The 1,017-nt window shown below is 43.6% G+C and carries 2 protein-coding genes; both read left to right on the top strand.

All coding sequences use genetic code 11. From position 1 onward, the window contains the following. On the top strand, positions 1-588 hold a 588-nt coding region (locus tag AC1DTM_RS28395), incomplete at its 5' end, for an MFS transporter (RefSeq protein WP_477001480.1). A gap of 100 nt (positions 589-688) precedes the next feature. Continuing rightward, on the top strand, positions 689-1,017 hold a 329-nt coding region (locus AC1DTM_RS28390), incomplete at its 3' end, for an LLM class flavin-dependent oxidoreductase (protein WP_477001479.1).

The raw sequence follows: 1,017 nt of genomic DNA, 5'->3' as shown, positions 1-1,017 counted from the left end.
CAGTTGATTAGATCGGTGCTTGCTTTGTTTATTCAAGAACGAACTTTACGCGTTCGCTCCGTTCTAGCCATGCTGATTTTTGCTGATTTCAGCATTTTGTGGACTTCACTAGTACTGCCACTTAGTACACCGCCAATTGCTCTATCTCATAGTGCAATTGGCGCATTCGGTCTTGTAGGTGTGGCTGGAGCCTTGGCTGCGGCACGGGCAGGGAAATTGGCCGATCAAGGTTACGGACAACGAACGACAGGCATTGCTTTAGCTCTATTATTGATTTCATGGTTGTTCATCAGCTATATAGAGCAGTCATTAATCGCATTAGTGATAGGGATAGTTCTACTTGATTTGGCCGTACAAGCAATACATGTCACGAATCAAACCATGATCCTTCCATTGCATACAGAAGCACGGAGTCGACTTACTGCTGGATATATGGTGTTTTATTCTATCGGCAGTGCTGGTGGTTCAATTGCGTCGACTCAAATATACGTACACTTTGGCTGGGGAGGGGTTTCCTTACTCGGAGCCTCTGTCAGTGCTTTAGCTCTTCTTTTTTGGGCTATGACCAGACGAGTTAAGATTTTATGAAATAAACGTGTGCTAGCCAATATGAGAAACACGTTACTACCATAAAGGAAATGATTAATTTTTTTGACTTAAAATCTAATTGGACTAGGAGAGATAACAAATGGAAATAGGTATTACGTCTTTTGTAGAAACGAAACCAGATGTTCATAGTGGTGAAGTGATAAGTCACGCACAGCGATTACGTGAAGTTGTTGAAGAAATCGTTCTTGCTGATCAAGTAGGACTTGATGTGTTTGGTGTTGGTGAGCACCATAGAAAGGATTATGCAGCATCCTCTCCAGCGATGGTTCTATCAGCGGCGGCACCACAAACGAAAAAGATACGGCTCGCGAGTGCAGTAACCGTGCTTTCTTCAGCTGATCCTGTGCGCGTTTTTCAGGATTTTTCTACACTGGATGGCATTTCAAATGGACGCGCAGAGATTATGGC

The organism is Bacillus sp. P4_D3 (genome assembly GCF_056401855.1).
This window is presented reverse-complemented; position numbering and strand designations above follow the sequence as displayed.